Source organism: Ardenticatena maritima (genome assembly GCF_001306175.1).
In the GTDB taxonomy this organism is placed as follows: Bacteria; Chloroflexota; Anaerolineae; order Ardenticatenales; family Ardenticatenaceae; genus Ardenticatena; species Ardenticatena maritima.
In genome coordinates, this window is the sequence record NZ_LGKN01000003.1 from 970,170 (window position 1) to 996,950 (window position 26,781).

At 62.5% G+C, this 26,781-nt stretch carries 23 protein-coding genes; 15 read left to right on the forward strand and 8 right to left on the reverse strand.

Going from position 1 to position 26,781, the window contains the following annotated elements; translation table 11 throughout:
• Window positions 1-15: 15 nt before the first annotated feature.
• From SE16_RS04270 to SE16_RS04310, 9 genes are all read left to right on the forward strand, one after another.
• The gene (locus SE16_RS04270) at window positions 16-1,335 is read left to right on the forward strand and encodes a glycosyltransferase (protein ID WP_054493630.1); all 1,320 of its coding nucleotides are present in this window, start codon (window positions 16-18) and stop codon (window positions 1,333-1,335) included.
• On the forward strand, window positions 1,332-2,213 hold the full coding sequence (locus SE16_RS04275; RefSeq protein WP_054493629.1) for an alpha/beta hydrolase: 882 nt from the start codon (window positions 1,332-1,334) through the stop codon (window positions 2,211-2,213). Before SE16_RS04270 ends, SE16_RS04275 begins: the two co-directional genes overlap by 4 nt.
• Window positions 2,214-2,240: 27 nt before the next feature.
• On the forward strand, window positions 2,241-2,894 hold the full coding sequence (locus SE16_RS04280) for a LutC/YkgG family protein (protein ID WP_054493628.1): 654 nt from the start codon (window positions 2,241-2,243) through the stop codon (window positions 2,892-2,894).
• Window positions 2,891-3,889, forward strand: coding sequence for a tyrosine-type recombinase/integrase (locus SE16_RS04285; RefSeq protein WP_054493627.1), 999 nt, complete (start codon window positions 2,891-2,893; stop codon window positions 3,887-3,889). The genes SE16_RS04280 and SE16_RS04285 overlap by 4 nt, the downstream gene beginning before the upstream one ends.
• Window positions 3,890-4,016: 127 nt before the next feature.
• Window positions 4,017-4,430: a metallopeptidase family protein gene (locus SE16_RS04290; RefSeq protein WP_054493626.1), complete on the forward strand. Its 414-nt coding sequence runs from the start codon at window positions 4,017-4,019 to the stop codon at window positions 4,428-4,430.
• Window positions 4,427-4,885: a CBS domain-containing protein gene (locus SE16_RS04295; protein WP_054493625.1), complete on the forward strand. Its 459-nt coding sequence runs from the start codon at window positions 4,427-4,429 to the stop codon at window positions 4,883-4,885. The genes SE16_RS04290 and SE16_RS04295 overlap by 4 nt, the downstream gene beginning before the upstream one ends.
• A 162-nt stretch (window positions 4,886-5,047) precedes the next feature.
• Window positions 5,048-6,127 (forward strand): c-type cytochrome, encoded by a 1,080-nt coding sequence (locus SE16_RS04300; RefSeq protein WP_054493624.1) that lies wholly within the window; start codon window positions 5,048-5,050, stop codon window positions 6,125-6,127.
• A gap of 28 nt (window positions 6,128-6,155) precedes the next feature.
• The gene (locus tag SE16_RS04305) at window positions 6,156-7,085 is read left to right on the forward strand and encodes a heme o synthase (protein ID WP_060687252.1); all 930 of its coding nucleotides are present in this window, start codon (window positions 6,156-6,158) and stop codon (window positions 7,083-7,085) included.
• Window positions 7,082-7,780: an SDR family NAD(P)-dependent oxidoreductase gene (locus SE16_RS04310; protein WP_054493623.1), complete on the forward strand. Its 699-nt coding sequence runs from the start codon at window positions 7,082-7,084 to the stop codon at window positions 7,778-7,780. The genes SE16_RS04305 and SE16_RS04310 overlap by 4 nt, the downstream gene beginning before the upstream one ends.
• Window positions 7,781-7,845: 65 nt before the next feature.
• On the opposite strand, the gene SE16_RS04315 is transcribed toward SE16_RS04310, so the two are convergent.
• The 5 genes from SE16_RS04315 to SE16_RS04335 all read right to left on the reverse strand — a co-directional run bounded on the left by SE16_RS04315 (window position 7,846) and on the right by SE16_RS04335 (window position 14,024).
• Complete coding sequence (locus SE16_RS04315; RefSeq protein WP_054493622.1) at window positions 7,846-9,036, reverse strand: hypothetical protein; 1,191 nt, start codon at window positions 9,034-9,036, stop codon at window positions 7,846-7,848.
• A gap of 215 nt (window positions 9,037-9,251) precedes the next feature.
• Entirely contained in the window at window positions 9,252-10,949 is a 1,698-nt protein-coding gene (locus SE16_RS04320; RefSeq protein WP_054493621.1) for a multiheme c-type cytochrome, read from the reverse strand.
• Between the two features lie 29 nt (window positions 10,950-10,978).
• Complete coding sequence (locus SE16_RS04325) at window positions 10,979-11,662, reverse strand: phosphoribosyltransferase (RefSeq protein ID WP_054493620.1); 684 nt, start codon at window positions 11,660-11,662, stop codon at window positions 10,979-10,981.
• A 16-nt stretch (window positions 11,663-11,678) separates the two neighbouring features.
• Window positions 11,679-13,475 carry a DNA mismatch repair endonuclease MutL gene (gene mutL / locus SE16_RS04330; RefSeq protein ID WP_161804507.1) on the reverse strand — a complete coding sequence of 599 codons (1,797 nt, stop codon included), beginning with the start codon at window positions 13,473-13,475 and terminating at the stop codon, window positions 11,679-11,681.
• Window positions 13,476-13,496: 21 nt separating this feature from the next.
• A complete protein-coding gene (locus SE16_RS04335; RefSeq protein ID WP_054492917.1) occupies window positions 13,497-14,024 on the reverse strand; it encodes a 2TM domain-containing protein in 528 nt (175 codons plus the stop codon).
• 176 nt (window positions 14,025-14,200) lie between these two features.
• Here SE16_RS04335 and SE16_RS04340 point away from each other — a divergent pair, with 176 nt between their 5' ends.
• From SE16_RS04340 to SE16_RS04355, 4 genes are read left to right on the forward strand one after another with little or no spacing between them, the layout of a single operon-like run.
• The gene (locus tag SE16_RS04340; protein ID WP_054492918.1) at window positions 14,201-15,160 is read left to right on the forward strand and encodes an ornithine cyclodeaminase family protein; all 960 of its coding nucleotides are present in this window, start codon (window positions 14,201-14,203) and stop codon (window positions 15,158-15,160) included.
• On the forward strand, window positions 15,150-17,477 hold the full coding sequence (locus SE16_RS04345) for a hypothetical protein (RefSeq protein WP_152918099.1): 2,328 nt from the start codon (window positions 15,150-15,152) through the stop codon (window positions 17,475-17,477). The genes SE16_RS04340 and SE16_RS04345 overlap by 11 nt, the downstream gene beginning before the upstream one ends.
• Window positions 17,478-17,489: 12 nt before the next feature.
• Window positions 17,490-18,131, forward strand: a complete 642-nt coding sequence (locus SE16_RS04350) for a class I SAM-dependent methyltransferase (protein WP_054492920.1) — start codon at window positions 17,490-17,492, stop codon at window positions 18,129-18,131.
• A gap of 2 nt (window positions 18,132-18,133) precedes the next feature.
• A complete protein-coding gene (locus SE16_RS04355; protein ID WP_060687255.1) occupies window positions 18,134-19,027 on the forward strand; it encodes a DNA-3-methyladenine glycosylase family protein in 894 nt (297 codons plus the stop codon).
• Here the strand turns inward: SE16_RS04355 and SE16_RS04360 are convergent.
• The gene (locus tag SE16_RS04360) at window positions 19,024-19,878 is read right to left on the reverse strand and encodes an ROK family protein (RefSeq protein ID WP_054492922.1); all 855 of its coding nucleotides are present in this window, start codon (window positions 19,876-19,878) and stop codon (window positions 19,024-19,026) included. The two genes, SE16_RS04355 and SE16_RS04360, sit on opposite strands and share 4 nt — an antisense overlap.
• 104 nt (window positions 19,879-19,982) lie before the next feature.
• Between SE16_RS04360 and SE16_RS04365 the strand changes: the two genes are divergently transcribed.
• The gene (locus SE16_RS04365; RefSeq protein ID WP_054492923.1) at window positions 19,983-23,648 is read left to right on the forward strand and encodes a S8 family serine peptidase; all 3,666 of its coding nucleotides are present in this window, start codon (window positions 19,983-19,985) and stop codon (window positions 23,646-23,648) included.
• Window positions 23,649-23,722: 74 nt separating this feature from the next.
• Entirely contained in the window at window positions 23,723-24,715 is a 993-nt protein-coding gene (locus SE16_RS04370) for an SIMPL domain-containing protein (RefSeq protein WP_060687256.1), read from the forward strand.
• A gap of 65 nt (window positions 24,716-24,780) precedes the next feature.
• On the opposite strand, the gene SE16_RS04375 is transcribed toward SE16_RS04370, so the two are convergent.
• Window positions 24,781-25,878 (reverse strand): 6-phosphofructokinase, encoded by a 1,098-nt coding sequence (locus SE16_RS04375; RefSeq protein WP_054492926.1) that lies wholly within the window; start codon window positions 25,876-25,878, stop codon window positions 24,781-24,783.
• A gap of 75 nt (window positions 25,879-25,953) precedes the next feature.
• Complete coding sequence (locus tag SE16_RS04380; RefSeq protein ID WP_054492927.1) at window positions 25,954-26,778, reverse strand: cytochrome c oxidase assembly protein; 825 nt, start codon at window positions 26,776-26,778, stop codon at window positions 25,954-25,956.
• Window positions 26,779-26,781: the final 3 nt, after the last annotated feature.

Below are 26,781 nucleotides of genomic sequence, written 5' to 3' on the forward strand. Positions count from 1 at the left end.
ACGCGAGGGTTTCTTATGCGCATTTTGATTGTGACACTCGGCTCACGCGGCGACATCCAGCCCTATGTGGCGTTGGGCAAAGGATTGCAAGCCGCGGGCTACGCGGTGAAAATTGCCACACACCGCCCGTTTGAGGCGTTTGTCCGCCGTCATGGTCTTGATTTTGCCCCCGTTGCCAGCGACCCCCGCGAGGAACTGCTCAGCCAGCGTGGGCAAGCATGGGTTGGTTCGGGGCAAAACCCCGTGCGCTTCTTCTACCGCTTCTACAAGTTGAGCGTGCCCTACATCGAACAAATGATGCGCGACGTGTGGAAAGCCGCGCAGGACGCCGACGCCGTCATCGCGGCAATCCTGGGGCTTGCGGGATTGAACGCCGCCGAAGCGCGCCGCCTACCCGCCATCTTCGCCCCCGTCCAGCCGGTGCTGCGCACGCGCTTCTACCCATCCGTCGCTGCGCCTGAATGCCGCAAAGCCGCGTTCATCTGTCGGCGCTACAACCTGCTCACACACATCGCGTGGGAATACGCCTTCTGGCTGCCTTTCCACCGCCTCATCAACCGCGCGCGCCGCGACATCATGGGATTGCCGCCCTACTCGTGGAAGCCGCCCTTTGCCCACATCGCACGTGGTCCTGTGCTGAATGGGTTTAGCCCGCTGGTGGTGCCCCCACCACCCGATTGGCCGCCGCACGTCTGCACCAGCGGCTACTGGTTCCTGCTGGAAGCCGACACCTACACGCCGCCCGCCGACCTGGACGCCTTTCTGGCGGACGGACCGCCGCCCGTGTACATCGGTTTTGGCAGCATGCCCGACCCCAACCCGGAACAAACCGCCAACATGGTGCTCGACGCGGTGCAGCGCGCGGGTGTGCGTGCCGTGCTGGCGCGTGGGTGGGCTGGGTTGCAACCCCACGACGTCCCCGACACGGTCTTTTTGGTGGATGAAGTGCCCCATGATTGGCTTTTCCCGCGCATGGCGGCGCTGGTTCACCATTGCGGCGCCGGCACAACCGCCGCAGGCTTGCGCGCCGGCGTCCCCACCATTGGCGTTCCCCACTTTGCCGACCAACCCTTTTGGGCGCGCCGCATCCAGGCGCTGGGCGTGGGACCCCGTCCCATCCCGCGCCAACACCTGACCACCGACCGCCTGACGGCGGCGCTTCTGCACGTGGTCCACAACCAAACCATGCGCGACGCCGCCGCCCATCTGGGCGAGCAGATTCGCGCGGAAGACGGCGTGGGGCGCGCCGTGGCGTACATTCGCGAACAATTCGGCGCTGGGCGCGCGTTTTGGCAAAGCGCCCCCACGCTCGCCACCCAAGGAGCCGACGCATGAACGAATGGCGACCCTACGAAGAGATCTTCGGCACGACGCACACCGTAAGCGGGCGCGTGCTGGTACGCCCCGCAGTTTACAGCCCGCAGTTGCAGAACGAGCGCCATTTGCTCGTCTATCTGCCGCCCTCTTACGGGAGCGGCAAACGCTACCCCGTGCTCTACATGCACGATGGGCAAAACCTCTTCGACGCCGCGACATCGTTTGTCGGCGAGTGGCACGTGGACGAAACCATGGAACGCCTCGCCGCCGACGGGCTGGAAGCCATTGTGGTCGGCATTCCCAACGCCGGCGACGCCCGCCGTGACGAATACAGTCCCTTCTACGACAAACGCCACCGCTCCGGTGGGCGCGGCGACGCCTATGTGCGCTTCATCACCGAAACCGTCAAACCGCTGATTGACGCCGACTTTGACACACGCCCCGAACGGGAGGCCACGGGCGTGGCGGGTTCTTCGCTGGGGGGCTTCATCAGCCTCTATGCGTTCTTTTCCGCGCCGCACATTTTCGGTTTTGCGGGCGTGATGAGCCCCGCCCTGCAATTCGCCGACGGGGCGCTTATTGACTGGGTGCACCACGCCCGCACAGTCCCCGGTCTGCTCTATGTGGACGTGGGCACGCGCGAACTGGCTTTCCGCCGCACCGACATCCCACTGCTGCGCCCCTACTCGCGACGGTACGTCAAACTCGTGCGCCGTCTGGTGCATGTGCTGGAACAAAAAGGCTACACGCGCGGTCAGACGCTCTGCTACATCGAAGAAAAGGGGGCTGAACACAACGAAAGCGCCTGGGCGCGCCGTTTTCCCGACATGGTGCGCTTCTGGCTGGATGAACGCCACCCGTGTGGGGCGTCTCGTGGCTTTTTTCGGCGCGGCTGAGCCAACACAACTCAAAAGGAAGGTGTGATGAGTGCCCGAAACCGCATGTTGAACCGTTTGCGCCGCCATCTGCGCGCGACACAACATCCAGAACCGTGGCAATCTCGCCGCCATTTCGACGACCTGAGCACCCGTTTCACCGAGGCGCTCACCGCCGCGGGGGGCGAAGTCATCCGCGTCGCCACGTACGATGAAGCGCGCACCCGCCTGCTCGCCCTGCTGGACGAGATCCACGCCAACCGTGTCGCCCTCAACGACGAACCGCTGTTGCGCCGCCTGGCGTTGCCCGAACACGCTCAGCGCCCCATCGAGTGGCACATCGTGGGCGACGACCAGAACGCCCTGCGCACCTTCTGCGCCCACGCCGACGTCGGTATCACCGCCGCCGAGTGTGCGCTCGCCGAAACCGGCACCGTGGTCGTGCAAAGCGGGCGCGGCAAAAGCCGCCTGGTCTCGTTGTTGCCGCCTGTGCATATTGCCGTCCTCACCAGCGACCAACTCACCACCGACCTTTTCACCTGGGCGGAACACCACCGCCCCACCCACATGCCCGCCAACCTGGTCTTCATCAGTGGACCAAGCAAAACCGCCGACATTGAGCAAACGCTGGCGATTGGCGTGCATGGACCCAAACGCTTCATCGCCCTGCTCATCGAAACCGCAAGGGGAGCAACGCCATGACCATCCAGCCCACCACCAGCCTGGAAACGGCTATCGCCGCCTTTTTGGCGCGGCTGGCGCGCCGTGAGCGCACCCACCACACCTACAGCACGGGGCTGAACGCCTTTCGCGCCTTTCTGGAAAGCCAAACGCCGCCTGTTGAAACCGTTGGCGACCTCTGGGCGGACGTGCTGGCGGACTTCTACCACCACATCGCCGACCGCTACGCCGCGCTCACCATCCGCACCTATCTCGCTGCGGCACGCGCTTTCCTGCGCTTTCTGCGCGCCGAAGACGCGCTCTCCTTCTCACTCGACCGCGCCAACGCCGCCCTGCGCGACGCCATGACCATGGGCGACCGCTTGCGTTATCCCGCCATCGAACACACCCCCGAACTGCCGCTCATCGTCACCTACTACGATGACATGAGCGACCTGCCGCCCCCCGACACGCCACGCCACCGCGCGCAAATTCTGGCACGGTATCGCAACCGCGCCCTGCTCTACACGCTCTTTTCCACGGCGGGGCGGCTCAGCGAAGTGGCGGCGCTCACCCGCGAAGACGTGCAGGACGGGCGCGCCAAGCGGGTGCTCGTCGTCGGGAAACGGGACAAACAGCGCATCCTCTTCCTTTCAGACGAAGCGCGCGCCGCTATCCGCGCGTATCTGGAACAGCGCAAAGCCTTCGGTGTTCAAAGCCGCCACCTCTTCATCTCGCATGGGCGCAACCAGGGGAAGCCGCTCACCCCGCAAAGCATCTGGAACATCGTGAAAAAAGCCGCCCGCGCCCACGGGCTGGACCACATCAGCCCGCACACGTTCCGCCATTGGCGCGCCACCCAAATGCTCAACGAAGGCGTCCCCGCCGAAGTGGTGAAAGACTTTCTCGGACACGAACAAATCACCACCACAACCACCATCTACGCGCGCTATCTCACCAGCCACATTGAAGAAGCGTTCGACCGCCACACCCCGCGCATCCGCGACGCACAAAAACAGAGCAAGCGCGACGAATAACCCCACCAGCCGAGCAAAGCGACGCGGTTTTTGCGGATTGCCCCACGCTTTTCCCCGCCAAACTTGACGCCCCTCACACCCCCTTCTACACTTCATCAGCATCAACCAACCACCACCCAACGCTTTTATGAACCGCACGCTATTCGAGCAACTCATCACACACGCGCTCGCTCGGCTTCCCGACACCTTCCGCGCCGCACTCGACAACGTTGAAATCGTCGTCGAACGCGAGCCGCACCCGGCGCTTTTGCGCCGCATGGGGTTGCGCCCCGATGAGACGCTGTTGGGGCTGTACGAGGGCATTCCGCTGCCCGAGCGTGGGCACGGCTACACCTTCGCCCCGCCCGACATCATCACCCTCTTTCAGGGACCCATCGAACGCGAAGCGCACGGCGACCCCGACGCCATTGCGCAACTCGTTGAAGACGTGCTCCTGCATGAACTGGCGCACTACTTCGGCTTTGATGAAGAACAGATTCGACAGATTGAAGCCGAACGCGACCGGCAACGCCAACAACACAACCAAGGAGGTTCTGCATGAAAGTCCGCGACCTGATGGTGACAAACGTGGTGACCGTGGGACCAGAAGCCCCCGTCGGTGCAGTCGCCCGCCTCTTGCGCGACCACGATTTCAGCGGCGTGCCCGTGGTGGACGCCAACAACGTGGTGCTGGGGGTGGTCACCGAGTACGACATCATCACACGGCACACCCGCCCCCACTACCCGCGCTACATCCAAATCATGGACGCCCGCATCTATTTGGAGAACCCGCGGCATTACAACGAAGAGTTGCGGCGTGTGCTGGCGGTCACCGCCGAACAATTGATGACCAAACTACCGGCACGCATCACCCCGGACGACGATATGGAAACCGCGATTGGCGTCATGGTGGATACGCGCATCAACCCCTTGCCCATTGTGGATGAAAACGGTCGGCTTGCCGGCATTCTAACCTTGCATGACCTTCTGCAAATCGTGGTGGACGAAGAGGCGTAAACATTTGTCCTTTTCTTCACAAAATTGACCTTCTGGCAAGCCACAGTACAATGCACCCGTATTCCAAAAACTGCCCATCCGACCAGTTGGCAGGCGAGTGTGGCTTTGATACACTCGTGCGTGTCCTTGTTCAATTTTTCCTGTGAGGGGGTTGATTGCGCTATGGGAACCTTGGCACTCGCATCGCTTCACGCTGTGCCCTCGTCTGGTGAAGGGCTGGCGGTCATTCTCGCCAGCAACATCGTTTTGGGACGTTTCCTTGCCGTGGCGGCGGCGGTTTTGCTCGTTGTCAGCCTCGCCACGTTTCTGCTGATTGGGCTTGTGTTTTGGGCGCTCGGCGCAGAATTGCCCGGGCTGAGCACGCTGTTCCACCTGCTGGGGCGCAAAAAGCACGAAGCCCCGTCCATCACCGAGATTCTCGGTGAGCGGGAAGTCAAAGCCATCCTGGGCGGCTGGGCCGCGCTGTGGGTTCTGGCGCTTGCGCTTGGCTACGCTTCGGGCGGCTTGCCTGGCATTGGCGGCGCAGCCCAACCCGACCCCACACTGCGCATGATCGCCCTGGCGCTCTTGTTGCTGACGGTCGTTGCCCTGCTGGTGGGCTTGTTGCTCATCATCATGCTCTGGCTGAATGGCGTGTACGTGCCGCTCCTGAGCGACCTCTTCAATCTCATTTCGCGCAAAGAGCCGCGTGGTCCTCGTTTGCAAGACATCCTGGAAGCCAACAAAGCCGTCGTCTCGATCATCAGCGGCTGGCTTGTACTCTGGCTGGTCATCGCAGGGGCGCTCTGGTTCTACCCCTCAGGTGAAGCGGCTCCGACTGTCGCCGCGGCGCCTGCACCCAGCGAGAGCGAAGCCACAGCACCAACGTCGTCGGAAGAGACCACCAGTCAGCCCCAACCGACACAAGCCCCGTCGGCGAGCGTCAGTGCGCCGTCTGACATCGCCGACTTGATGATTAGCCAGGGGTGCGGTGGTTGCCACACGATTCAAGGCGTCAGCGGTATGGCGGGCGCTATTGGTCCCGAACTGACACACATCGGCAGCGTAGCGGCTGACCGCATCGCCGACCCCAATTACACGGGCGAAGCGACCACGCCGGAAGAATACATCCGCGAATCCATCATCAACCCCAAAGCCTATGTGGTTGAAGGGTTCGCCCCTGTTATGCCTGAAACGTTCAAGGATTCGCTCAGCCCCGAGCAACTGGACGCCCTTGTCGAATTTTTGGCTGGATTGAAATAGACGGAAACAAGTGCGGAGAGCCTGTCGCATGACCCAACAACTGAAAGCCGCCCCCGTCAGTGACGCGCCCCCTGCGGCGCGTCCGCATATCGGCGATTATTGGCGGCTCACCAAACCCACCATCGTTGTCTTGCTGTTGATTACAACCATCGGCGCTATGTTCATTGCCGCCGAAGGCGCCCCGCCGCTCGACCTGCTTTTCTGGGTCTTCATTGGCGGGTCGCTGGCAGCCGGCGGGGCAAACGCCATCAACTCATTTGTTGACCGTGACATTGACCCGTTGATGAGCCGCACCAGCCAGCGCCCACTCCCGCGCAACCGTGTGCCACCACGCCATGCGCTCCTCTTTGGCGTGGGTGCTGTTGCCGCGTCTGTCCTGGTGTACGGCCTGTTTGTGAACTGGCTTTCCGCCGGGTTGGCGCTTTTGGGCGCTATTTACTACGCCGGCATCTACACGGGCTACCTCAAACGCGCAACGCCGCACAATATCGTCATTGGTGGCGGCGCGGGAGCCATCCCCCCACTGGTCGGCTGGGCGGCGGTCCACGGCGAGTTAGACTTTTTGGCGTTCATTCTCTTCGCCATCATCTTTTTCTGGACGCCGCCGCACACATGGGCGCTCACGTTGCTGGTGCAAAAAGATTACGAACGTGTCGGCGTGCCCATGTTTCCGGTCGTTTTCGGCGAAGATGAAACGCGCCGCCAAATGGTGCTCTACACCATCGTACTGGTCGGCATCACGCTCTTGCCGGTGGCGACAGGCGATTTGAGCCTGTTCTACGGTGCGGCAGCCCTCATCCTGGGCGGCGAATTCTTGCGCCAGACGATTGTGCTCTGGCGCTCCCCAAGCAAAAGCCGCGCCAACAAACTCTATCGCTTTTCAAACAACTATCTGGCGTTGCTCTTCCTCGCCATGGTGCTGGACCGCGTTTTTGCGAATGGAGGCTTTTTGCCATGACGAACCGGGTCGCCTTGCTGACAGGCGCAACCGGCGGTGTGGGGCGCGTGGTTGCGGAAACCTTCGCCGCCCACGGCTATCGCCTGGCGCTGGCGGCGCGCCACGCCGACGCCGTCGAGGCGCTGGCGGATTCGCTCGCCGTGCCCACGCTGGCACTGACCGCCGACGTGACGCTTCCCGAAGCAGCCGCCGAAGTGGTGCAAGCCACCAAAGCGGATTTTGGGCGTTTGGACGTAGTGGTTCACCTGGTGGGCGGCTACGCCGGCGGCAAGGCGCTCCCCGAAATTGAGATCGAGACATGGGAACGCATGTTGCGGCTCAATCTCACCTCGGCGTTTCTGATTGCCCGCGCCGCGCTCCCACTCATGCACGAACACGATTTTGGGCGCTTGCTCTTCGTGAGCAGTCTCCACGGGCACGCGCCCGGCAAGCATGTCGCCGCCTACGCCGCCGCCAAAGGGGGGCTGGAAACGTTGGTGCGTGCGATCGCCGCCGACACACGCGGCACCGGCATCACAGCGAACGCGGTCGCCCCCGGCATCATTGACACCCCCGCCAATCGCCGCGCCATGCCCAACGCCGATACCAGCGCATGGGTGGCGCCGGAGCGTCTGGCGGCTGTCTTGCTGTTTTTGGCGTCCGAAGCCGCCGCCGACATCAACGGCGCTATTCTCCCCTTGCGGGGGCGCGGCTAACCCGTTCGACAAGCACACAAAAAGGCGGCTCGCGCTCTGGAGCCGCCTTTTTTGACGCAATGCGTTCATTCGCTCTGCAACAGCGTAATGCTCGTTTGCCCCTCCGCATCAGCCCCGATGACAATCTGGTACACGCGCCCTTCTTTTTCCGCCTGAAGCAACCCACCCTGTCCGCTCATCACGACACGCTGGGTAATCGTGAAGCCATTTTGGGGCAACGCTTCATCGTAAAACGCCACAACATCGTCTAGCGTCGCGCCCGGCACAACATAGACATACGTGCCCGCAAACATGGATTGCAACGTCGCCCCTTCGGGCAAGGGAATGTCCAGCGTGGTTGCGGCGGCATCCGCCGGCGGTTCAATGGTAATGCCGGTATTGATTGATTGCACCTCAAACACAATCTCTTCAACAAGCGTGGCGCTCTGGTCGTTTTGCGTCACGTGGTGCTGAATTTGATAGACCGCCTTGACAATCAAATCGTCATCCGTGGCGAAAATATCCAGCACCACCTGCTCAGGCTGAATGTCTACATCCTCACGTGCACCAAACGCTGCTAAAAACGAATCAAGGAAGCCGAACGTTGCCGGCTCGTCAATCACAGCAGCGTTCCACTCCGTATGGTAGCGCACAGTTTCAAACCCATTGACCGTGACGCGTTCCTGGGGTTCAAGGTCGCCCAGCGCGGTGATTTGCAAAACGCTTTCCAAATCCTGGTCAACAGAGGGCGGTTCTTGCTGGGCGGCGAGAAGCCACTGGTCGCCCACGCGCACCCACATCTGGTCTTCAACCTGGATAAGTTCCACCTGCGGCGCTTCATTGCCCGTCATTGCCGCGCCCAACGCCGCCAACATGCCCTCCATGACGATATGGCGCGCGGGCGGCTCGCGCGTCAATTCCATCGTCCACTCCACCAGCGCGGCATCGTTCTGCTCGACTTGCGGCAGGTTGCCTTCTTCCACTCGCACGCGCACCACGTAGTGCAAGCGCGCATCCTGAATATCCGCCAGGTCGGTGGGCAGGTGGAACATGGGACGCTCAGCGGACGCCTCCGCGGTGGTCGGCGTCGGCGTCGGGAGCGGGGTTGGTTCGGGCGTGGGCGTGGCGGTAGGTGCTGGCAGGGTGGGCGTTGGCGCTGTGGCGGTTGGCTGTGCAGCGGCTGTTTCGCCGGCGGCTTCATTGGTGGACGCTTCACCACCACACGCCACCAAAAGCCAGGCGCTCAGAGCCACGAGAAGCCATCCCCATCGGCGCATCGCACACCTCCTTTTGCAGTTGCTTGACTGAAAAGGGCGTGATGAATACGCCAATCCCCGGTTTTTGGTTGCAAGGGCTGGTAAAAAAGGAGTCAATTCGCGGAAAATACAAAAGCCCCGACGCCGTTGTCGGGGCATATGCAAGGAGGAGAAAGTACGTTCTCAGTGTACGCCAAAGTGCATAGACCATTCTTGACGCTTCTCCTACGTTTTGCCTACGGTGAAACCGCCAAAGGAAGCCACGTCTGATAGCGCGCGGCAACGCCCCGCGCCTCAGCAATCACAACAGGCTGGCGGTCGGCGGTTTCGTACAATGCGCGCCACGCCGCGCTCTGGGGCGTTTCTGTTGCCAGCACGTCATCGGCAAAGGGCGCGGCAAGCGTCTGATAGAGCAAGGCGACGCGCACCTGATAGAGCGCATCACCATTCCCCGGCAGACGGTACACCACTCTATCGCTTCCCCCCACAAAATCCGTGTCGCTTTGCGCCGCGCCATAGACGCCAATCTCGGCAGGGGCGTTCGCCTTATCAAACCCCCTCGGCAAGAGGCGGTTATCCTTCGCGTATGTCGCGGCGCGCAAAAGCGTGTAGGTGACGTTGCCGTCGGCGTCCTGCATGATGGATTCGTATACCTGCACCTGCGTGGTGTCGGTAATGAGCGTGTAATGCGGCTCGAATTGGGCGGCGTTCTGGTCGGCATCGTTGCCGGCAATGCGTCCATCCGGCAATGGCGCACCCGACTCGAATATCGGCGCGCCGGTGGTATCGCTCACCACCACGTGCAACCACGCGCGGCGGCTGGGGTAGCCGCTGGGGAACTTATGCCCCGTCAGGTTTTGCACGGTGACGGTCAGCACAAGAGTATCGCTCACCAGCGCAGTCTGCACATGCAGGTGTGCGGTTTCGCTTTGCAAAAAGCCAAGGCTCTCCGTAATGGCGCGGTTCATCTGCTCCACACTGGCGGGCACACCAAGCGTGTCGGCGTGGTCGCGCAAGATGCGCAGCATAAAGACGTTGGCGCCGGTGAATGTGTGGCGGTGGAAGGGGGCGCGCGGCGGCAGGTCGTTGGGGATAGAGGCGAGCGGCACGCTGCCTTCGGCGGGGGGCATGTGGCACGCCTGGCACGATTGGTCATCATCCCCAACACCGTCGCCAAAGGCGCTGGCTTCCCATTCGTCGTAGGTGCGCTGTTCGGGGAACTGGTGACCGGTTGGCGTCCCATCAGCACGCACGGTTGTGGTTGTCAGGTTGTGGCATGTTCCGCAGAGCGCGGCGTCTTCCATCTGTTCCCCCAACACGGGCGTAAACCCCACCATCTGGCGCATGGGGTCGGCAAGCACGTTATCAAACGGGCCGTAGAGCAGGCGGTCGGGGGGCGATGTGCCCGTATCAATGACAAAATTCCCATCTCCCGGCGCAGCGAAGGTATCGGAGATAATTTGGTGGCAAAGGGTGCATGAAACGCCGTCGAGGGCGGCGGCGTGCAAAGGATGATCGGGGTTGAGAAAGCCATCCCCCAGCAGAGCGACCGTCTCACCTGAAACCGCAGCCTGGGCGGAAGCCATTGGGGTGTGGCAACGTGCGCATGTCGCTTCGATAGTGGGGCTGATAGCGAGTGTGCGGCTGACTTCGACGCTCACACGCGCTTGCCAGAGGGGGTCGCGTGCCGAGTTGGCCATCATCGTTGCCCGCCAATCGTCGGGAATACCGACAGGCGTCCCGGCTTCGTCCACCAAACCGTTGTGGCACGCCTCACACGTCCCCGAGCCGGCAAAATCACCTGTGTCGAAAAAAGGCAAGGCGGCGCTTGCCGGTTGTGCGGGCGTCGGCTGTGCCAACCAGACAACGCCCCCCACGCACACACACAAAAGCACGGCGAACCATCCGAACGCCGTGCACCATGTGCGCCACATGTTTTCCTCCTTTGCTCTTGCGCACAGACTTACACCTGGGAAGTCGGCGGCGCAAATTCACGCAAAATGGCCAGCACCTCGGCGTCGCTGGTCTGGTGAAAATCCTGGTAGTAAGCGCCAACACCACCTAAAAACGCCCGCGGGGCACAGACCGCAACCGCCTCATCGCAATGCCGCGCCAGGTCGAGAAACGTGTCGTAGGGGGCGACGGGCAACGCCAACAGCAGGCGGGCGGGGCGTTCCAGGCGAATGCTTTCGAGCGCCGCGCGCATGGTGCTGCCGGTCGCCACGCCATCATCGGTGACGATGACGGTGCGCCCTGTGAGCGGGCGGTGCGGCAAGACCGCACGGTACGTTTGGTTGCGGCGCTGAATTTCCGCCAGTTGGCGTTTGGCTTCTTGCTCGATGTACTCGGGCGGGACGCTCAGGTAAGCCAGGGCTTCGTCATTGAGGATGATATGCCCGCGCTCCGTGATCGCCCCAATCGCCAGTTCGGGATTGCCCGGCGCGCCCAATTTGCGTGGGGTGATAAAATCCAACTCGCCGTTCAGGGCGCGGGCAATTTCAGCGGCAACCACCAAGCCGCCGCGCGGAATGCCTACCACCACGGGCGGCTCATCCACCAGGCGCGCCAGTGCGTTCGCCAATACCTGCCCGGCATGGCGTCGGTCGCGAAAGAAGCATTGGTCGGGTTGCAAGATATGTACCGCCATGACATTCCCTCCTTGCTCAACGGCGACCAAATTCACGTTCCAGTTGCTCAACGCTCAAGCGCACAACGGTGGGGCGTCCATGCGCACAGGTACGCGACAAATCGGTCTGTTCCAACTGGCGAATCAGGTCCACCATCTCCTCATGCGTCAGCGGGTCGCCGGCTTTGACCGCGCCGCGACACGCGGCATACATCACCAGCCGGTCCTCCCAACTGAGACCGCTGCGGTCGTGAATCGCGCCGTCAATGACTTCCGCCAGCGCCGCGGCTGGGTCGGGACGGTTTTTGAGCACGTCGGGAATGGCGCGCACAAGCACGGTCAAGCCGCCAAAAGGCTCGACATCAAACCCCAGGTGGAGCAGCGCCTCACGCTGTTCTTCGACCACCGCCATTTGTTGCGGCGTCAATTCGATTGTGAGCGGCTGCAACAGGCGTTGTGATGGGACGGCTTGCTGGGCGCGCTGTTTGCGCAGACGTTCCAGCAACACGCGCTCATGCGCGGTATGCTGGTCAATCAGATAAAGCCCGTCGGGTCCTTCGCAGATGATGTAGGTGAGCATGGTTTGCCCCAGCACGCGCAGCGGCGGCAACTTTGTGCCCCCCGCTTCGGGCGGCGGGGTTGGGGTGGGGGTGTGCGGCCTGTTCGTGGGCGGGGGCGGCGTCCATGCTGTGCGTGTAGGTCGCCCCGTGGGTGGGGGCGGTGTGAACAACTGGACGCGCATATCGTCCTCATCGGTGCTGAGAGGGGGTTGCGTGGGAGCCGGCGGCGTTTCGGGTTCGTCCAACACTTCGATGGTGCGTGAAAACTGATGCACAGGGGCTTCCTCCACCAGAAGGCGACGCACCGCCCGCTGCACCACGCGGAACACTTCATCGCTCCGCGCGAATTTGATTTCGAGTTTTTGGGGATGCACATTGACGTCAATCTGGTCGGGCGGTACGTGAATGTTGAGCACCACAAAGGGATGCCGCCCGGTTGGCACCACGCCCTGATAGGCTTGGGCAATGGCGGTGGTCAACATGGGGCTACGCACGACGCGCCCATTCACAAAAAAGATGATGTACTTGCGATTGGCGCGATGCAATGCGGGTCCGCCAATCGCCCCGGAGACGCCAATGCCCGTTTGGGGGTCGGGCGGTTCGTTGAGAATGAGCATGTGCCGCGCCACATCCAGCCCATAGACCGCGAGCAATGCGTCTTTGAGGTCGCCGCTGCCGGCGGTTTGCAACACAGTCCGCCCCTCGCTGATGAGGGTGAAGCGGCGGTCGGGGTACGCCAGCGCATAATGCGAGACGATTTCGGCGATGAGGCTGGTTTCGGTGGCGACCGTGCGCAAGAATTTGCGCCGCGCCGGCACGTTGAAGAAGAGGTCTTCAACGGTGAGGATTGTGCCCGCCGGCGCAGCCGCTGTGCGCCGCGCCACCACCCGCCCCCCTTCGAGGCGCAGTTCCACGCCCGCGGCTTGCTCGCGCGGGCGCGTCAGCATCGTCACGCGGCTGACGGCGGCAATGCTGGGCAACGCTTCCCCGCGAAACCCCAGGGTCTGAATGGCAAAGAGGTCGTCGGCGTCGGCGACTTTGCTGGTGGCATGGTGCTGGAACGCCAATTCCACCTCGTCGGCGGGAATGCCGCAACCGTTATCCGCCACGCGGATGAGGCTCTGCCCACCTTTGGCAATCTCCACGCGGATATCCGTGGCGCCGGCGTCCAGCGCGTTCTCGATGAGTTCTTTGACCACACTCGCGGGGCGTTCAACGACTTCACCCGCGGCGATTTTGTTGGCGACATCAGGCGGTAGAATCTGAATGGGCATAGGCATTTCTGTCTCTGTGCGTCATTTGTGGGTGTCAGTCGAATCCGAAGGGAGCGCCAGCGAATCCACGGCGCGTTCAATCAGGCTAACGGCTGTGCGTTTCAGGCGCTTTTTCACATAGCGGCGGGTGTACCAATGTTCAAAAGCATCCTCGAATTTGGGACCCTCTGTCTGCGAGACTTCGAAGGCTTGCATCGCCAGCCCCATTCCCCATCCCAACAGCGGAAAGATGAACCACCAAAAATCAGGCGCAGTAAGCAGGTTGATAACAAACAAAAACGCATTCACGCACACATAGGCAACCAGGTGCTGCTTGAATTCCTGGCGGCGCTCGGCGATAAATTCCTGACGCGCCTGCGCCAGTTCAGCCGCTTTGCCTGTGGGGCGCACGTCTTGCTCCGCGGCGAGCACGGCTTCTTCGCTAAGCCCCAATTCGCGCGCCATGGCAAGCAACTCATCGCGCGAAAAGCGTTCGCGGTGGTCGTCCAACTCGACGGCGCGTTTCAAGATGGCCTGCACTTCCTCGGGGGTGTACTCGTTCTCACGCATCTGCTCACTCCGTTCGTGGGTGCATACTCGCACGCAGACAACAGCCCGCGTCTTTCATCTTACCATATTCCCAACAAAGCGGGAAAGCCATGTCGGCCTATCTGACAAATTCAGTGAGACGCATATACTCGTGGCGTATCCGGTTGCAAGCCCTTTTTGAACAAGGTAGGTGAGCCATGACACGCCTTCTCCGCGAAAGCGACGTGCACCAATTGGTGACCATTCGCGACGCCCTGCATGCCGTCGAAGCGAGTTTCATCGAACAAGCACGCGGCACGGGCGTCAATCAGCCCCGCCGACGAGTTCGCCAACCGCACGGCATTCTGCACCTGATGGGGGCGGCGCTTGTTGAACGTGGCTATTGGGGCTTCAAAGCCTACACCACCACCCGCGAAGGCGCACGCTTCACCGTCAACCTGTACGATTTGAGAAGCGGCGCGTTGCTCGCCATCATCGAAGCGGACCGCCTGGGGCAATTGCGCACCGGCGCGGCAAGCGGTGTCGCTACCAAATACCTGGCTCGCCCCGACGCCGCCGTGCTGGCGCTCTTCGGCGCAGGCTACCAGGCTGAAACGCAATTGGAAGCGATTGCGCAGGTACGCCCCTTGCGCGAGGTGCGCGTCTTCAGCCGCACACCCGAACGGCGTGAAGCCTTTGCCGCACGCATGCGCGAGCGTCTGGGCGTGGCGGTGCACGCCGTCGCATCACCCGAAGCCGCGCTGGATGGGGCGGACATCATCACCACCATCACCAACGCCCGCGACCCCCTCTTTGACGGTCGGCTCATTCCCGCCGGAGCGCACATCAACGCCGCCGGCTCGAACGCCGCCATACGCGCCGAACTCGACCATCACGCCATCCGCCGCGCCGACGCCATCTTCGTGGACGACGTTCAGCAGGCGCGTTTCGAGTCGGGGGATTTGGTGCAAGCCTACCAACGCAACGCGCTGGCGTGGGAACGAGTGCGCCAACTGGCGGACGTGGTCGCCGGGTTGACGCATGGTCGCCCTTCACCCGACGCCATCACGCTCTTTGAGTCGCAGGGGATTGCGCTATGGGACGTGGCGCTGGCGGCGCTGGTGTACGAACGGGCATGCGAGCAGGGCGTTGGGCAGGAGGTCGCGTTTGGCAACTAAGCATGTGGCGCAATGGCTGCGCCGCTGGCCGGAAGCGTTGGTGTTGGGGCTTGCCGCCTGGTTGCGGCTTACCTATGCGTTTGGCAGTCATCCTGTTGAAGATGAATACTTTGAACTTCTGGCGCTGCGCGGGCTGACCGACCACGTGTTGCCCACATTCCCCAGCGGCTTGTTCCACCAGCGCGGGCTCGCCGCCTGGTACACCCTTGCGCCCCTGCGCTATGCGTTCGGCGAACACATCCCCCTGTTGCGTGCGGGGAGCATCGTCCTGGCGTTGTTGCTGTTGGTGCTGGTCATGCGTTGGGGCGAACGCGCCGCCCATCGGCTCGTGGGGCTTTCGGCGGGGCTGGTGCTTGCCCTACACCCGGCGGCGATTGTCAATGTGCCGCGCGTGCGGTTCTACGGGTTGTTTATTTTGGCAACGTTTCTGGTGGGCATGTTTGCCTGGAAAAGCGCGCGCGCGCCGCATCGCCCACGCGCTCACATTGGGCTGGCTATCGCCTTTGGGCTGGCGCTTTTCGCCCACGAAGAAGCCGTCCTGCTCTATCCCCCCCTGCTTATGGGGTTGACGCTGGCGGGTGGCAAAGCCTACTGGCGCACGCGCGCCGCCGTTTGGGTGCAAGTGGCGCTGATTGCCGCCGTGCTGGCACGCGGGGGCGTTGAACTCGCCGCCAACCTGCAAGCCGTTGCCCCGCTTGGGCTGGGCGGCACCGCCAAACCCTACCTGGAACCGTTCGCCGACGTCGCGGACAAGTGGGGCGTCTATCGCCCCTTCTACACCAGCCCCCCCTACCTCTGGCTGAGCCTGCCCTTTGCACTGGCAAGCCTGCTCGCCCTGCTGCGTGTGCGCCGCATGCCCACCTTGCACGCCCGTTTGGTGCTCTTTCTCGCCCTCTTCCCGCTGACGACGCTGGCGTTTCTGGTCTTTCTGGCGGGCACCTCGTGGCGCGAAGTGCGCTACATGCTCTTTGTTGATCCGTTTTGGGTGTTGGCGGCCATGCTGGGCATGTGGTGGCTGTTGAACGCCATGCCGCGCCCGCGCCTGCGCCTGGCGGTGTTTGGGGCATGGGTGCTCTTCATCGCCGCCCCGCTCTGGACGCCCGCATGGAACGCCGCCCACACCATCGGCACCGATTGGCAACGCCCGTTCCACTTCGTCGCCGAGCACCGCCAACCGGGCGACCGCATTTTGACGCCGCTGGTGCAAGTCTGCGCCTACACGTTCGGCACGTGCGACTACTACTTTCGCGAAGATGGTTTCGAGCCGTATGTCATCGAACGCGATGGCGCGGTTGTTGACCGCTGGGTGGGCGCGCCGCTCATCCAGACGCCCCAAGCGCTGGAAGCGCTCCTGCGCGCGGGGGGACGCTTCTGGCTTGTCGCCGATGGACACCAAATTGGCACGCGCTACCGCCTGCCCACACAACGCCTGCTGATGGAACAATTCACGCTCCAGCAGACTTTTCCCGATGGGCTGCGTGTGGCGCTTGCCGAGGGCTGGCGTGAACCGCCCACCTACACCGTCGCCCGCGAACCCAACCTGCAAAGCGGCGATTTCACCCTGCGCCGTTTCGAGCGCACGGCGACCGAGCGCCCCGCCCCGCCGCCTTTGCACGTTCTGCTCTTCTGGGATTTCCCGCGTGAGACCGCAACCGCGTGGCATACGTCGCTGAAACTAGTGCGCCGCGACGGGCAAGAAGTGGCGCATGCCGATAGCGCCCCCGCCAACGGGCTGATTGCCACCAACGAACGCCCCCGCCTGCCCTTGCTCGACGCCAAAACCATCGCGCTGGATGGGTTGCCGCCCGACTACTACCGCCTGGACGCCGTGGTGTACGACCCGTTGACCCTGACGCCGCAGGGCGAACGGCTGGCGTTTGAGTGGCTCTGGATTGGGCAAGCCCCGCCAACGCCCCCTGTGGGGCTGACGCACCGCTGGCATGATGGGCTGGTGCTGAAAGGCGCCGACCCGCTTCCCGCGCAGGCGGCGCGCGGCGCACCGTTCACCATTCAACTCTACTGGGGCGCCGACGCCCACCCCACGCGCGATTGGACCGCCTCGGTGCAACTGCTGGACGCCGAAGGGCGTCTCGTGGCGCAGGACGACCACCCGCCGCTCTACGGCTTTCATCCCACCTCGCGGTGGACGCCCGACGCGACCCACGTGGTGGACACCTACACGCTCACGCCCCCGCCCGACGCGCCCGCCGGCGAGTACACACTGGTTGTGCTCTGGTACGACCCCACCACGTTCGAACGCCTGTCCACCACGAGCGGTGCGGAGATGGCGATTTTGGGCACCCTCACGCTTGACTGAAAGGAAGCGCTTATGACGCAAGAGCAAGATTGGTTCGATCACGTTTACCGCCAAGCCGCGGGCGACCCTTCGCGCGTGCCGTGGAACCGCACGGGCGCACACGACCGCCTGCTCGAATGGCTTGCCCGCGAGCAGGTGGACGGTACGGGCAAGCGGGCGCTGGTGGTGGGGTGCGGCATGGGGCGCGACGCCGAGGCGTTAGCCGCGTATGGCTTCAAGGTGGTGGCGTTCGACCGTGCGCCGACGGCCATCGCCTGGTGCCGCGAGGCGTTCGCCAACTCCCCCGTGCAGTACGTCCAAGCCGACCTGTTCGCCCCGCCCGCCGAGTGGTCGCAGGCGTTCGATTTCGTGCTGGAAACGTTCACCCTGCAAGCCCTGCCCGCCGAGAGACGCGCCGAAGCGCGCGCCCGCATCGCCGATTTTGTGGCGCCGGGCGGCTCGCTCCTCGTCATCACGTTTGGACGCCAGCCCGAAACGGTGGTGGAAGGACCGCCCTGGCCGCTCACCCGTGATGAAGTCGAAGCCTTCACCGAACACGGCTTGCGCATCGTCCGCTTTGAGGATTTCCGCACACCGCATCCCGAATGGGAGCGCCTGCGCTGGTTCCGTGTGCACCTGCGCCGCCCACCAACTGAAACAGGACAAACCCCATGAGCATGGCGACGGAGACATTCCGACTGCACGCCGCGACGCCCTTTGATTTTGTGCACACCTGCACAGCGCACGGCTGGGCGGTGCTTTCGCCCTTCACCTGGGACGACGCAACGCAAAGGCTGGTGCGCGTGGAGCGCCTGCTCGACGGCACCCACGTTGTCTTGCACATGCGCGGCATCCCTCACGGCGTCCATGTGACGGTTGAAAGCGCCACACCACTCACCCCGTCCCAACGCGCGGCGTGCGAGCGGGTGGTGCGCACCTGCCTGCGCCTGGACGAAGATTTGCGCCCCTTCTATGCCCGCATCGCCGAACATCCTGAGTGGCGCTCGTTTCCGCGGGGCGGGGGGCGCTTATTGCGTTCTCCCACCCTATTTGAGGACATCGTCAAGACGATTTGCACCACCAACACCCGCTGGGCGCAGACCAAACGCATGGTGCAACGTCTGGTCGAGGCATTTGGCGAACGCCCCACCTTTGCCCCACACACGCCCACGTTTCCAACACCGCAGGCACTGGCGCAGGCATCCGACGAGGCGCTGAAAGCGTGCGGGCTGGGCTACCGCGCCGCCGCCGTGCGTGAAATCGCCCGCGCCGTCGCCGAAGGCGCCCTTGACATCGAAGCCTGGCGAACGAGCGAAGCGCCCACCGCCGAACTGCGCAAGCGCCTCCTCAGTTTGCGCGGCATCGGTCCCTACGCGGCGGCAACCCTGCTCATGCTCATTGGGCGCTACGACGAAGTCCCGTTTGACAGCATTTACCGCGATTTTGTGGTGCGCACCTTCTTCAAAGGCGAGCCGCCCCCCTCCAAAGCCGACCTGCAACGTGTGTACGATGAATGGGGCGAGTGGAAATATCTCGCCTACTGGTTCGACCCGCGCTGGAAGGACGCCTAAGCCCGCCACGCCTGCCGCGCCAGCACCAACGCGCCGCGCAACGCGGTTTCGTAGCCCCACACGCTGAACCGCACCAGAGGCGGCGGCACCAGGCGCATGTGCGCCCGCATGACAGCCGTCGCCTGCGCCAGCAGGCGTTCCCCCCCACCCAACGCCACACCGCCGCCGAGCACAATCTCATCGGGGGCGAGAATGGTCGCCACATTGCGCAAGCCTTGCCCCAAATGGTAGGCGACTTCCGCCCACTCTTCGTTGGTGAGGTGTTCAGCAGGTTTGCCGTAGATGCGTCGAATACCATTGCCCGAAACCAGCGCTTCCAGGCAATCGGGTACGCCGCACTCGCACATCACCCGTTCGGGAAAGCGGCAGCGCGCCGGAACGGCCTGATGCGCCACTTCGGGATGCGCGCCATTGCGCCCACGATAGAGCCGCCCATCAACGACGAACCCGCCGCCCATGCCCGTGCTCACTGTGAGATAGAGCAGGCGCGGCACAGGGCGGGCTTCGTATTCAGCCAGCGCCGCCGCGTCGGTGTCCACTTCCACGCGGAAAGGCGCCCCCCAACGGGCTTCCATGAGGGCTTTGAGGGGAACGTTGCGCCATTCGGGCTGATGCAACGGCGAGACAACCCCACGCGCGGGATCAATGGGACCGCCAATCGCCGCACCAATCGCCAACACTGCCGCGCCGGCGCGCACCTGCTCGATCAGGTCATGCAACGCTGCGATGCCTTCATCCAGCGCGTGAGGCGTGGGACGGCGCGCGCGGGCAATCACCTCGCCGTCGGGCGTCATCGCCGCCGCCATCAGTTTTGTTCCCCCGATATCCAACCCAACAAGCACCTGCTTCATTGCTTCACCTCCTGATGCGGTTCTTCATCCACCGTTGCCGAAATAGGCGCTTTTGCTACACTCTTGCTCCCCACACAAGCACAACCAACAAACGGGAGTTTGATATGCGTTCGCGCCCAGCCCTTGCGCTTGCTCTTTTTGTCCTGTGTCTGGGGATTCTGCTGACGGTCTATCTTCCCAATCAGCACGCGCATGCCTCCGATGAAACATTTGTGCGCGTTTTTGCGCCCAAAGAGATTTTCGCCACTCCGCAAAACGGCGTCATTCTCTGGCATGAATACGGCGCGTTTGCGCTCTACAAAGTCCGTCCGCAGGTGCTGGCAACCTTGCCGCCCGCGGAACGTCAGCGCGTGCGCATTCTGAATGAAGCGCCCCCACTGCTGTTTGCCAACGGCGCGCTCGACCCCCGCGCGCCCACCGCCGCTGTGCCGACAGCGTGGCGCGCCCCCACCGCTTCGCAAGGCGCTGCGCTTCACCTGGTGCAATTTGTGGGACCCATCAAGGATGAATGGCTGGCAACGCTGGAAAAAGTGGGCGCTACCCCTGTGCATTACGTGGCGCAAAACGGCTACATTGTGTGGGCGGACGAAGCCGCGCGCGCCCGATTGGATGCGCTGGCACGCGAAGGCGAGATTCTGCAATTCTCCATGCCGCACCAACCCTACTTCAAAATAGCGCCTGTATTGCTCACGCGGCTGGAACAAACGCCCGCCGCGGAGACGATCGTCACCATCACGGTGCAACTCTATCGCCATGCCGGCGCGGCGCAGACACAAAAGCAGATTGACGCGCTGGCGGTGCGCCGCCTCAGCGAGTGGACGCCCGTCTTGCAGTATGCCAACGCCACGCTGGATGTCCATCTGGACGATGTCGCGACGATCGCCGCCATGCCCGATGTGATGTGGGTGGAAGAATATTTGCCGCGTGAGCGTTTTGACGAAGTGCAAACCCAACTGATTGCGGGACACTTCACCGCCGACCAAAGCGCGCCCACCGGTCCAGGCTACCTGGCTTGGCTGGATAGCCTGGGCTTCAGCCAGAACCCCGCCGATTACCCCATTGTGGACATTGTGGATGACGGCGTGGGCGACGGCACACTTGACACCGGCGACCCAACACTGCACGAATTCGGGCAAGCGGCGAACCCCAGCCGCGCGGTCTACATTGCCAACTGTACATCCGCGCCGAACGGCGGCGGTCTCGACGGACACGGGCATATCAACGCCAGTATTGCGTTCGGCTACGACACGCGCGCCGGCTTCCCCTACCGAGACCCGCTTGGATTTCAACGCGGGCTGGGTGTCAACCCCTATGGGCGCTTTGCCGCTACTCGCGTTTTTTCGCCCTATTTTGATTTGAGCGCCTGCGGCAACAGCGATACAGGGCTCATCAAGCACCTGCAGGATAGCGGCGCGCATATCAGCAGTAATTCGTGGGGCTGTCCCACTTGTTCCACGACCTACGACGCTTCGGCGCAAGCCTTTGACATCGGCACACGCGACGCCGATTTGACCGAACCGGGCAACCAAGAGATGCTCTTCATCTTTGCCGCCGGCAACAGTGGTCCAGAGAGCGGGAGCATTGGCTCGCCAGGGAACGCCAAGAACGTGCTCACTGTCGGCGCGAGCGAAAATGTGCGCCCCGACGATGAGGACGGCACATGGGTTGACGGTTGTTTTACCGATGCGACCAGCGCCGACAACGCCATGGACATCGCCGATTTTTCCAGCCGCGGTCCAGCGCCGGGCAACCGCACCAAGCCCGAAGTGGTCGCCCCCGGCACACACGTTCAAGGCACCGCCAGCACCCACCCCGGCTACACGGGAAGCGGCGTCTGCGACGCCTACCGCCCCAGTGGGCAAACCATCTTCGCTGCTTCATCCGGCACCAGCCACTCGACGCCCGCCGTCGCAGGTGTGGCGTCGTTGGTCTACTATTGGCTGCAACATGTGCACGCTATTCCCACACCCAGCCCCGCCCTGTTGAAAGCCTACATCATGGCGCACACTACCTATCTGACCGGCGTTGCGGCGAATGATACGCTGCCGAGCAACGCCCAGGGGTATGGCATGCCCAATCTTGAAATGGCTTTCGACGCGACGCCGCGCCTCTTCGTCAACCAAAGCGTGCTGTTCAACGCCACGGGTGAAACATGGACCCTGCACGGCGCTGTCGCCGACCCCACCAAGCCGGTGGTGATTGTGCTGAACTACACCGACGCGCCCGGCGCTCTGGGCACCAGTCCGCAGGTCAATGACCTGGACCTCGAAGTCTTGGTTGATGGGACGCTCTACCGCGGCAACGTGTTCAACGGGCAATGGAGCGCGCCCGGTGGTGCGCCCGACACCGTCAACAATTACGAGGTGATTCGCCTGCCGGCGGGCACAAGCAGCGCACTGAGCATTACCATCACCGCCAGCAACATCGCCGGCGATGGCGTTCCCAACCAGGGCGACGCCACCGACCAGGATTTTGCGCTGGTCTGCTACAATTGCGCCCAAACGTTCGATTTTGTGTTGCAAGCCACACCGCCCAAGCAAGCCGTTTGCGCGCCAGAAAGCGCCACCTACGACATCACCGCCTTCTCCATCCTCGGCTACGCCGACCCCGTGACACTGAGCGTTTCCGGCGCGCCATCCGGCACATTGCCGCTCTTCTCCGCCAACCCCATCACCCCGACAGCCAGCAGCACCCTGACCATCAGCAACACCGCCGCGGCGGCGTTCGGCGCTTACACGCTCGACATCGTGGGGGTTGCGCCCACATCCACGCACACCACCACCGTCCAACTGGCCCTGTTCACCGCGCCACCCGAAGCGCCTACCCTGCTTGCTCCCGCCAACGGCGCCACATCCATCCCACGCAAGCCCACGCTCACCTGGAACGACGGCTCGCAAGCCGTCGGCGCTTTCATCGAAATCGCGACTGACGCGACTTTTGCAACACCAGTTTATACCGCCACTATCACCCCAGGCGTCCAAAGCCACACACTCGCCACGGCGTTGGACTACGACACCACCTACTACTGGCGCGTGCGCAATACCAACCCATGCGGCGAGGGCGCGTACTCGGACGTTTTCACCTTCACCACAGAAACCACGCCGCCCATCCTGCTGGTGGATGATGACGACAACGACCCAGATATGCGCGCCTTCTACACGTCCACGCTGGAAACGCTGGGAGTTTCCTTTGACGTGTGGGACACAGCGCAATCCGACAATGAGCCCACCAGTGCAGACCTAGCACCGTACACCGTTGTCATCTGGTTCAGCGGCGACGCCTTTGGAAGCCCCACGGGTCCCAGCGAGGCGAGCGAAGCGGCGCTGAGCAGTTGGCTGGAAAGCGGCAATCGCTGTCTCTTTATGAGCAGTCAAGATTACCATTGGGCGCGCCAGTTGACGCTCTTCATGAAGAACTATCTCGGCGTTGCCGGGATTGTGGACGACGTTAACTATTCGGAAGTCATTGGGCAAGGCAACATCTTTGGTCCACTGGGTACCTACACACTCGACTACACGGCTATCAATTCGCACAATTGGAGCGACACCATCACACCGACACTGGACGCCAATGTGGTGTACATGTCGGAAAAGGGTCCCGCCGCGGTTCAGCGCCAAACGGCGACCTACCGCACCATGTATTGGGGCTTCTCGTTTGAAGCGCTTTCCACCCAACAAGACCGCCTTGCCAACATGCAAGCCGTGTTGACCTGGTGCGAAACACCGCTGCCAGAAAGACCCAAAGTGTTTCTGCCCTTCGTAGTGCGCTAAACTCGTCACCCGGGCAGAGCCGTGATAAGATGAAGTATTGCGTTTAGGCGACCGACTCACAAAAGGAGGCATGTATGCGACGTACACCTTTGCTCATTCCAATCCTGGGCAGCCTGTTGGTCGTTGCGCTGTTGCTGGCGGGACACCGCGCGCTGGCGGCGCCTGTCGCCCAAGCCACAGCCACGCCCACCTTCCGCCCAACGCGCACGCCCATCCCCACGACGCCCACCGCCGTGCTGACAGAAACGGCGCCGCTGACGACAACTGAGCGCATCGAGACCACGCCGACCGTTTCCCCGACAGAAACCGTCACCAGTACCGCACCGCTGACGACGACAAGCGCCATCACTGCAAGCGAGCGCCTTACCGTCACGCCCGTTTTCACACTCAGCCCCGTCATTCCCCTGACGCAAACCGTTGACACCACCAGCGAACGCACGTTGACTGTGCAAGGCGTGGGCGAAGTAGAAGCCAGCCCCGACCTCGCCACCATCACGCTGGGGGTGGTCACGCTCAACGCCAGCGCCACCGACGCTGTCGCCGAAAACAACGAAACCATGGCGAACGTGCTGGAAGCGCTTCTGAATGCGGGCATTGCCGAAGAGGACATTCGCACGGTCGAATTCAGCATCTATCCGGAAGAAGAACCGATTGAGCGCACACCGCTTGACGTGGAACGTGAAGCCCCCACTCCGCAAATTCGCTACCGCGTGGTCAACCGCGTCATGGTGACCGTGCGCGACATTAACGCCGTGGGCGAAGTCCTGGACGCCGCCCTCGAAGCCGGCGCGAACAGCGTGGGAGGTGTCTCATTTGGAGTGAGCAATGCCAAAGATCTGGAACGCCAGGCGCGCGCCGCCGCCATGCAAGACGCCTATCAACGCGCCAGCGACCTGGCCACACTGGCGAATGTGGAACTGGTGGGGGTGCTCACCATCCGCGAGCAAAATGTGGGGCGTCCCATCTTTGTTGAACAAGCCGCCTTTGCCGAAACGCGCAGTGTCCCCATCCAAAGCGGGCAACTCTCGTTCTTCTACAGCGTCGAGGTAGTCTTCCTCATTCGCTAACAGAGCGTGCCAACAGAAACCGCCCCCGCATATGGGGGCGGTTTTTTGTATCACAATGCCAGAAGTTATGACAACTCGGCGGGGTCGCCAAACGAAATACCCAAGCCACGCGCCACGCGCACCAGTGTCCCATCCACCGGCACTAACTTTTGCCGCCCAATGACCTCATGCAAGGGCACCGTGCGAATGTCATTACAGCGCAACACCACCACAACCCCGAACTCGCCGCGCGCCAGGCAATGCACCGCCTCAGCACCGTACTGGGTCGCCAAAATGCGATCGAAGGCGCTGGGCGACCCACCACGCTGAATGTGCCCCAGCACCACGGCGCGCGCCTCAAAGCCGCAACGCTCGATGATTTGGTGCGCCAGCCAGTCGGCAATGCCGCCCAGCCGCTTTTGCCCACCAATTTCATGGTACATGGGCGCACCATCCGCAAGCCGCGCCCCCTCAGCCACCACCACAAGCGCATATTTTGCATCACGCGCCCAACGGGCTTGCAACGCCGCGCAAATCGGTTCCACGGCGAAGGGAATTTCCGGGATGAGAATCACGTGCGCCCCGCCGGCAATACCCGCATGCAACGCAATCCAGCCAGCGTTGCGCCCCATCACTTCCAGAATCATCACCCGCCGATGGCTGCGCGCCGTTGTGCGCAGGCGGTCGAGCGCATCGGTCGCTACATCAAGCGCCGAATCAAACCCGAACGTCAACTCCGTGCCGACAAGGTCGTTGTCAATTGTTTTGGGCACACCCACCAGGGGAATGCCCGCCTCAAACAACTGGGCGGCAATCGTCATCGTGCCATCGCCGCCGATGGCCACAATGGCGTCAATGCCAAAACGCGCCATCTGCGTGCGAATGCGGTTCTTCGCCCAGTCGGTCACCACCACACGCCCATCTTTCACCACGTACAACCGCGGGTCGGCTTTGTTGACCGTGCCCAAAATCGTGCCGCCAAGCGGCAAAATATCGCTGACGGCGTGGGGGTCCAGAGGCATCAATCCATCATCACGGTCCGAGAGAATGCCATCCAAGCCATCACGAATACCGACAACTTCCCATCCATAATTGAGCACAGCGGTGCGCGTCACCGCCCGAATCACGGCATTCAATCCCGGCGCATCACCACCACCAGTAAACAGCGCAATTTTGCGAATCATTGCCTCACCTCATGCTTTTTGAAACAAAAAGCCCCTTCATCAGCGTGAAGGGGCTTCGTTGCACCAATCAAATGTTCAGGCAAACGTCCCTTGCTGTTCCATCCCTTCGGCTTCTTCATTGCCAATCCAGCGGAAAAAGACCACCGACAAGATGATGAGATAGACAATCCCCGCCGGAATCCACATCACCACGCCGCCGATTTGCTGGTCGAGGAGTGGCGTCCATCCCCACAAGCGCGCCGTCTGGTTGGCGTAGGTGGCGTACAAAGGCGCTTCGGCAAAGACCAAAATCGCGCCCAAAATGGTGGGGGGCAATTTTTGCACGAACACATACGCAATTTTGAGAAACGGCGTGCGCAACTGGTAGCGCGGCCCCATGATAGGCCACCAGGAGAAGAGCGCCGTAGTGAGAAACATCAGGTGTTCAAGTTCATGTGCTGTGTAGTTGGTCAACGATAGTTCATACAAACGTGGGATATGCCAGCCCATAAACACCAGGTTGAAGAGCACAGTGGCGATGATGGGCTGTGTCAAGACGCGCATCACCCAATCCACCGGACGCAGACGGAAGAGCGGCGCAGCCAACCATTCCGGCACCCCCAAAAGCAGGAGAATCGGAATGGGGATAATCATCAGCAAGTGCTGCACCATGTGTACGGTGAAGGAGTAAAGTTCCCCGATGGTATCAAGCGGCGATAAAATCGTGAAAAGCGTCAAGCCAACGGCGCCCCAAAAAGCCGCCTGTTGTCCCACGGTCAGCCGATGATGAGGATTGCGCTGTCCCAAACGGCGCGCCGCCAGGTAGTAGAACGCCACGGCGAAAATCGCCGCGGCGATCGGAACCGGCTCAAAGCGCCAGTCGGTCAGCCAGATTGTCCAGGGCAGTGAAATTTCTTGCATGGC